This is a genomic window from Pandoraea sp., assembly GCF_004297875.1.
Taxonomy (GTDB): Bacteria; Pseudomonadota; Gammaproteobacteria; order Burkholderiales; family Burkholderiaceae; genus Pandoraea.
Window position 1 is genome coordinate 125,982 of record NZ_SCSK01000063.1, and the last position, 6,991, is coordinate 132,972.

Annotated in this window: 9 protein-coding genes; all 9 read right to left on the bottom strand. The window is 61.5% G+C overall.

The window, feature by feature from the left end; translation table 11 throughout:
- Nucleotides 1-32 precede the first annotated feature (32 nt).
- Nucleotides 33-995, bottom strand: a complete 963-nt coding sequence (locus EPN80_RS18750) for an MBL fold metallo-hydrolase (protein WP_293030887.1) — start codon at nt 993-995, stop codon at nt 33-35.
- A 122-nt stretch (nt 996-1,117) separates the two neighbouring features.
- Nucleotides 1,118-1,720, bottom strand: coding sequence for a TetR/AcrR family transcriptional regulator (locus EPN80_RS18755; protein WP_293030888.1), 603 nt, complete (start codon nt 1,718-1,720; stop codon nt 1,118-1,120).
- A 2-nt stretch (nt 1,721-1,722) separates the two neighbouring features.
- Nucleotides 1,723-2,502 carry a DUF1835 domain-containing protein gene (locus EPN80_RS18760; protein ID WP_293030889.1) on the bottom strand — a complete coding sequence of 260 codons (780 nt, stop codon included), beginning with the start codon at nt 2,500-2,502 and terminating at the stop codon, nt 1,723-1,725.
- Between the two features lie 67 nt (nt 2,503-2,569).
- Complete coding sequence (gene paaE / locus EPN80_RS18765) at nt 2,570-3,658, bottom strand: 1,2-phenylacetyl-CoA epoxidase subunit PaaE (RefSeq protein WP_293030891.1); 1,089 nt, start codon at nt 3,656-3,658, stop codon at nt 2,570-2,572.
- A gap of 56 nt (nt 3,659-3,714) precedes the next feature.
- Entirely contained in the window at nt 3,715-4,281 is a 567-nt protein-coding gene (gene paaD / locus EPN80_RS18770; RefSeq protein ID WP_293030893.1) for a 1,2-phenylacetyl-CoA epoxidase subunit PaaD, read from the bottom strand.
- Nucleotides 4,275-5,081, bottom strand: a complete 807-nt coding sequence (paaC, locus tag EPN80_RS18775; protein WP_293030922.1) for a 1,2-phenylacetyl-CoA epoxidase subunit PaaC — start codon at nt 5,079-5,081, stop codon at nt 4,275-4,277. The genes paaD and paaC overlap by 7 nt, the downstream gene beginning before the upstream one ends.
- A gap of 50 nt (nt 5,082-5,131) precedes the next feature.
- The gene (gene paaB / locus EPN80_RS18780) at nt 5,132-5,428 is read right to left on the bottom strand and encodes a 1,2-phenylacetyl-CoA epoxidase subunit PaaB (RefSeq protein ID WP_293030896.1); all 297 of its coding nucleotides are present in this window, start codon (nt 5,426-5,428) and stop codon (nt 5,132-5,134) included.
- Nucleotides 5,429-5,471: 43 nt separating this feature from the next.
- A complete protein-coding gene (gene paaA / locus EPN80_RS18785; protein WP_293030899.1) occupies nt 5,472-6,479 on the bottom strand; it encodes a 1,2-phenylacetyl-CoA epoxidase subunit PaaA in 1,008 nt (335 codons plus the stop codon).
- 260 nt (nt 6,480-6,739) lie between these two features.
- On the bottom strand, nt 6,740-6,991 hold a 252-nt coding region (locus EPN80_RS18790; protein ID WP_293030902.1), incomplete at its 5' end, for a hypothetical protein.

The window sequence follows — 6,991 nt, forward strand, 5'->3', positions numbered from 1 at the left end:
ACCGGCCGCTCGAGAAGGTGGCTGACGCGTGATCAGGCGCTTTGCAGGGAGCCCCACATTTCCTTGTCGCGCTCGGCGGTCCAGATGCGCGGATGCTTGGTGCCGCTGGCCTCGTCGTAGGCTCGGCTTACGTCGAAGGGTAGGCAATGCTCGTAGATGAAGACATGTCCGAACTTCGGATCCATCTGAGTGCGCGTGTAGTCGAATGCGTCCTTGAGCGACAGCCCCTTGCTGACCGCGGTGCGGGCACTGCTCAGCAGGGTGGTGACGAAATCGCGCGTGTAATCGAGTCCTTCGTTGACGCGTTCGGGCGTGGTCAGCGCGGGGCCGCGCCCGGGCACGAGCTTTTCTGCTTTCATTGCGCGCAGGGCCTCGAGAGTGGCCGGCCATTCTTCCAGTTGGGCGTCGCCCGTGTAGGCTGCCGCCTCGAATTCGACCAGGTCGCCGGAGAAAAGCACTTTTTGCTGAGGCAGCCAGACGATGGTGTCTCCCTTCGTGTGGCCCATGCCGACGTGCATGATCTTGACTTCCAGTTGACCCATGAAAAGCGTCATTTCCTTTTCGAACACCAGAGTCGGCCAGGTCAGCCCGGGAATCGAGTCGACCGCCTGGAACAGGCGCGGGAATCGCTCGATCTCGGATTTCATGTCGGCCTCGCCGCGCTCGACGATCATCTCGTAGGTGCCGCGGCTGGCGATGATTTGCTCGCATCCCTCGGCTTTGTAGGCCGCCGCGCCCAGCACTCGGACCGCGTGGTAGTGGCTCAGCACGACGTATTTGATCGGCTTGTCGGTAATCGCGCGGATGTGGGCGATCAGCTCCTTGGCCATCACCGGGGTCGCGGTGGTGTCGATCACCATCACGCCGTCGTCACCAATGATGACGCCGGAGTTGGGGTCGCCCTCAGCCGTATACGCGTAAGCGTTATCCGAAAGCTTGGTGAAGGTGGTTTTCTTGGCGGTCAGGTCGCCTCGGGACGCGAATTGTTTGCTCATGGGATATCCTGTCTCTCCGGTTAAACTAATCGTAATGAATTACGTATTATTTAATTATAGATGAGCCAAGCCGATTTGTCAGAACCCCGTCTTTCGCGTTCCCGGGCCGGATCGTTGCGAACTCAGGACGTGCCGAGTCCGTGTTCGAACACGCGGATCACCTCTTCGGCAAAATCGCGATATCCCATGCGGCCGCCCGGCTTGAGCCAGGTGAACGTCCAGTTGATCATGCCGAACAGCATCATGGTCAGGGCGGTTCGATTGTCCTTGGTGACGCGCTGCGGGTAGGCTCGCGCCAGTTGTCGCGTGAAGGCTGCAACGACGTCGCGTTGCCGGTTCAGGACGATTTCGCGCTGTTCGTCGGCGAGAAACTTGACGTCGTTCAACAGCGCGATGTGGCGCGTCTGCGATGTTTCATATTCGTGCAGGAAAGCGCGCACTAGCTCGGCGAAGGTCTCCTGCTCCGACAGGTTGCGGCGCTGGCCGAGCGCCTCGACCTCGGCGATGATCAGCATCAGACGCTTGGTGTAGCGATCGAGCAAATCGAAAAGGATGGCCTCCTTGCTGGCGTAGTAGTGGTACAGGCGAGCTTTCGACGTGCCGCAGATTGCCGCGAGTTCGGACATCGACGTGCTGGGGTAGCTGGATTGGGCGAACGCCTGCGCCGCGACGTCGAGAATTTGTTCGCGTTGCGATTCGTGGTTGGGAGCCTTGGTACGTGCCATTGTTATAGTCGTGTGAGTTCGCAGGTGGACGGGTCGTATGGATCGCCGCGTAACGCCAGCCGGCCGGCCGCCTGCAATTCCCGATAACGCCAGAGCAGGAACGTGTCGGTTGCGAAGAAGCCCCGCATCGCCTGTGTGGCTGCCGCAATCGCCTGGCTGGTGGAAATCGCCGTCTCGGGCAGCAGCGCCATCAGGGTTTCGTCGACGTCTGCAAAGGTGCCGCCTTCGAAGGTGTTGTGCTGCCAGCGGCGAATCTGCGTCTCGGCATGTTTCAGGGCGCGCCATTCCAGTGCAAGACGGCCGATACGCAGCACGGAGATCGGCGCGATCAGCCTGAGCCGGGCGGCAATCACCGACTCGGGATACATCGCAAGGGCCGTCGGGGCATCGGCAGCGAGCCCGGCGTCGAGGTCTGCCGCTTTGAGGGCGACTTCGTTAAGCCGGGCCGGGCAGGTACGCAAATGGAAGGCGACGCGTCGCAGCATCAGTTGATCTGCGGCGCTGTCACCATGCCAGATCGCGACTTGGTTGGATTCCCCGGCCAGCTCGCGCAGCGTGTCGAGTTCACGCGTCAGGTCCAGTGAAAAATCGCGCTTGAGCATGGGCGCGACGCGCTGCCAGAAGGCTGCGCGTTGCCGCGGGTCGTCGTCGATTTCGCGCAACGGGCCGATAGCCAGGTCGTCGCGCAGGATAACCACGCGCTCGGTACGCCCCGCATGCTCGAGTGCTTGCCGCATGACGCCGCCGGCACGGTTGCCGTTGACGATGTGAATGTATTCCATGCGGCCAGTTTACACTGGTATTGGCGCGGTTCCGTCGAGCTGCGGGATGGGGCGACGTTTGCTGCCGTTAGCGCTCGTCGTAGCTCACGACGACACGCTCGCTCACCGGATGCGCCTGGCAGGTCAGGATGAAGCCCTGCGCGATCTCGTGATCTTCCAGCGTGTAATTCTTGTCCATCTTGACTTCACCCTCGAGCACCTTGGCCCGGCAAGTGCAGCAGACGCCGCCCTTGCAGGCATAGGGCAGCGCCAAGCCGGCGCGCAGGCCAGTATCGAGGATGCTCTGGCCTTCATAGGGCTGGCGCAGGCGGCGCTCCTTGCCGTCGAGCACGACCACCAGGTCGGCCGCCGGCGTGCTGTCGGTGATTTCGATGGGCTTGGCGCCGGCTTGCGGCAGCGGAACGCCGAAGCGCTCGACGTGAATCTTCTGTTTGGCGACCCCGGCGTCGATGAGCGCGGCCTCTGCAGCGTCCATCATCGGGGCCGGGCCGCAGATGAATGCTTCGTCGATGCTCGCCGGCGGGATCAGGGTGTCGAGAAAGGCGGCGCATTTTGCCTGGTCGAGCAGGCCGCTGAAGAGGTCGATTTCCTGGGCTTCGTCCGACAGCACGTGGTAGAGCCTCAGACGGCCGAGGTAGCGGTTTTTCAGGTCTTCAAGTTCCTCGGCGAACATGATGGTCGGCACGGCGCGGTTGCCGTAGACCAGGGTGAACTCGCTGAGCGGCTCGGCGGCCAGCGTGGTCTTGATGAGCGCGAGCATCGGCGTGATGCCCGAGCCCCCGGCAAAACCGACATAGTGCTTGCGCTGCGTCGCTTCCAGCGGCGTGAAGAAGCGACCGTCGGGCGTCATGACGTCGATCGCGAGTCCGGGCCGGAGATGGTCGTTGGCGTAGTTGGAGAACTTGCCACCGGGCACGCGCTTGATGCCGACCCGCAGCTCGCCGGTCTGCTCGTAGTCGGGCACCCCGACGCAGATCGAATATGAGCGGCGGGCCTCTTCGCCGTCGATTTCCGTCCTGAGCGTCAGGAATTGGCCTTGTTTGAAGCGGTAGGCGTTTCGCAGCTCCTGCGGCACCGCGAAGGAGATTGAAATGGCGTCGTCGGTTTCAGGGCGAACGTCGCGAATCGGCAGTTTGTGGAATTGAGGCGTCGTCATATTGGAGATCCTGGCGGGCAATGGGTGGCCAATGGCTCTAAAAGGGTGAGGGGCGCTCAGTACGGCTTGAAATAATCAAACGGTTCGCGGCAATCTAGGCAGCGGTAGAGCGCCTTGCAGGCCGTGGAGCCGAACGCGGACAGCAGTTCGGTGTTGCGCGAGTTGCAATGCGGACAGGTCACACCGTGTTGCGGCCGCGGATGAAAGCGCAAGGGCTGGCTGTCTGAACGGGCATTTCCGGCGGTCGGCGGTGCGATACCGTACCGTTGCAATTTGTCGCGAGCCTCGTCGGTGATCCAGTCGGTCGTCCAGGCCGGCGCGAGCACGGTCGTGACGCGATAAGGTCCGACACCCGCCTGCGTGAGCGCGGCGCCGATGTCCTCGGCGATCTGTGCCATGGCGGGGCAACCCGAATAAGTCGGCGTGATGACGACCTCGATCACGGCCCCGGCCGCTTCGTCGGCAGACGCGCGCGCGAGCCGGACGTCTCGCAGAATTCCGAGTTCGCGAATCGACACGACCGGGATCTCGGGGTCGGGCACCGCCTCGAGCGCTTGCCTGGCGCGGGCCAGCACGTCGGTGGACACGGTGTCGGGCGCCATGGCGGGCGTGGCGTCTACCATGACGCGCCAGGATGTTGGCGTGCCAGGCTTTGCATTTCCGCGAGCAGGTAGCCCATGTGCTCGGAGTGCTCGCCGTCTTTGCCGGTGCTGATGTAGGCGCCGGTCGGCGAGGGCGTGAGCGTGGCGGTGCTAAGGACCTCGTTGACGAGCGCATCCCAGGCCGGCTTGAGGCTGGCGGTGCTTACGCCCACGCCGGTGGCGGCAACGGCCTGTTCGATGGCGTCCTCCTGGAACACTTCGTTCATGTAGGGCAACAGGTAGTCGAGTGCGGCCTGGGTGCGGCGGTGCGAGACTTCGGTGCCGTCGCCGAGCCGAATCAGCCAGTCGCGGGCGTGATGCAGGTGATAGTGCGCTTCCTTGAGCGACTTCGCGGCAATTGCGGCCAGTTCGGTGTCGACCGATGTCGTCAGGGCTTGCCAGAGTTCGACCATCAGCGCCGAGTAGAGAAAGTTGCGTGTGATCGTTACCGCGTAATCCTTGTCGGCGTGAGCCGTGGCCGAGAGCGGGCCGTAGTGGGGCAATTCGGCCAGCGTCCAGTTGGAGAACTCGCGTTCGTTGCGCCAATAGGCGTAATGGTCCTCGTCGCGCGCTGGCTGTCCTGTCAGCTCGGCCTCGATTTGGCCGGCGCGCGTGTATAGCAGACGGGCCTGTCCGATCAGGTCGAGGCTGATGTTCGTCAGCGCGATGTCCTCTTCCAGGATGGGGCCGTGGCCGCACCACTCGCTGTTGCGCTGTCCGAGGATCAGGGCATTGTCGGCGAGTCGGAGCAGATAGGCGAGATGTTCCGGGGTGGCTTTTATCATAACGAATCTCTTGTCGACGCGAGGGGCGCGGGCGGCGCGCCGCAGCATTACATGTGGTTGACTTCTTCCGGCAACTGATAGAACGTCGGGTGCCGGTAGATCTTGTCGGCAGCCGGATCGAACAGTTCCGGTTTGTCTTTCGGTGCGGAGGCGGTAATTGCTACCGACGGCACTACCCAGATGCTGACGCCTTCCTGGCGGCGCGTGTAGACGTCGCGCGCCATGCGCAATGCCATGCCGGCGTCGGCTGCGTGAAGGCTGCCGCAATGCTTGTGCTCCAAGCCCTGTTTGCTGCGCACGAAAACTTCCCAAAGCGGCCATTCGTTGCTGGTTGCCTGAGTCATGTGTGATCCTCGATTGGTCAATGTGTTGAGTCTGGGTCGCTGCTCAAGCGGCTTGCTTGGCGGGTGAATGCTTGGCGTTATAGGCGAGCGCTGCGTCTCTGACCCAGGCACCGTCCTCGTGAGCTTTTACCCGGGTGCCCAGGCGTTCCTTGTTGCAGGGGCCTTCGCCGTTCACGACGCGCCAGAATTCGGCCCAGTCGATGGTTCCGTAATCATAGTGGCCGCGCTCTTCGTTCCACTTCAGATCAGGGTCGGGAAACGTGACGCCCAGCACCTTGCCTTGCTCGACGGTGGCGTCCACGAATTTTTGCCGCAGATCGTCGTTCGAGATCCGCTTGATGCCCCACTTCATGGTTTGAGCGCTGTGAATCGAGTCCTTGTCGCTCGGACCGAACATCATTAGCACCGGCCACCACCAGCGATCGACCGCTTGCTGGACCATTTGGCGCTGAGCTTCGCTGCCTGACATCATGGCCAGGAGCGCGTCGAACCCCTGGCGCTGATGGAAGGACTCTTCCTTGCAGATGCGGATCATCGCGCGCGCATAGGGCCCGTAGGTGCAGCGGCACAGCGGAATCTGATTCATGATCGCGGCGCCGTCGACCAGCCATCCGATTACGCCGACGTCGGCCCAGGTCGGTGTCGGGTAGTTGAAGATGCTCGAGTATTTGGCTTTGCCGGCATGCAGGGCGGCAACCATTTGGTCGCGTGATATGCCCAGCGTTTCCGCGGCGGAATATAGGTAAAGCCCATGCCCGCCCTCGTCCTGAACTTTGGCGAGCAGAATGGCCTTGCGCTTCAGGCTCGGAGCCCGGCTGATCCAGTTGCCTTCCGGCAGCATGCCGATGATCTCCGAGTGCGCATGCTGAGAAATCTGCCGGATGAGCGTCTTGCGATAGGCCTGCGGCATCCAGTCTTGCGGTTCTATCTTTTGATCGGCAGCCATGCACTCATCGAAATGTGCCTGTCGTTGTCGGTCCATTTCGCTCAGAGCGGTTTGGTCGCCTAGCGGCGTGACATTGCTGGCCAGATCGAGAGATTGGGTATACATAGCAGCGTGCCTCCGGCGAATTAATGGAATTGTCCGATTATAAACCAACCGACCGGTCGGTCAATAAATTTCTGTGAAACCGTTTGCGGCGCTTGATCGGGTGCGGCGGCGATAACGGTGTTCGGGCGACGTCTTAATGAAGGTTCTGCTTTATTAGTGATTTTGCCGAGACGTGAATCGGCCTGCGACCGGGAGGATGGTCTGGTTGGCTGGCGAATAAAATATTTAAAAAAGGTCTTGCCAAGGGGAGAGGAGGTGGACTAATATCTCGCTTCTTCGCGAAGACGAGGTTGCTGGTAGGGGGCCGAGGCGGACGTGAAGAGTGTTGATGGGATTGGCTGTGCGAGGAGTTGGGCGCGGCGCTGGCGAGAAAAAGTTAGCAAAAACCTGTCGACAGAAGCGAGTGTGAAGTAGATAATCTCGCTTCTCTGCTGCAAACGCAGCGACGCAAAAAACGAAGTGAAGTTAGCGAGTTTTGAGCGGACGATCTTTAACAATTGAACAGCCGATAA

Coding starts and splice junctions, on each gene's coding strand:
- paaE (WP_293030891.1), bottom strand. CDS start 3,658: ATGACGACGCCTCAATTCCACAAACTGCCGATTCGCGACGTTCGCCCT.
- EPN80_RS18760 (WP_293030889.1), bottom strand. CDS start 2,502: ATGGAATACATTCACATCGTCAACGGCAACCGTGCCGGCGGCGTCATG.
- EPN80_RS18755 (WP_293030888.1), bottom strand. CDS start 1,720: ATGGCACGTACCAAGGCTCCCAACCACGAATCGCAACGCGAACAAATT.
- paaA (WP_293030899.1), bottom strand. CDS start 6,479: ATGTATACCCAATCTCTCGATCTGGCCAGCAATGTCACGCCGCTAGGC.
- EPN80_RS18750 (WP_293030887.1), bottom strand. CDS start 995: ATGAGCAAACAATTCGCGTCCCGAGGCGACCTGACCGCCAAGAAAACC.
- paaD (WP_293030893.1), bottom strand. CDS start 4,281: ATGGTAGACGCCACGCCCGCCATGGCGCCCGACACCGTGTCCACCGAC.
- paaB (WP_293030896.1), bottom strand. CDS start 5,428: ATGACTCAGGCAACCAGCAACGAATGGCCGCTTTGGGAAGTTTTCGTG.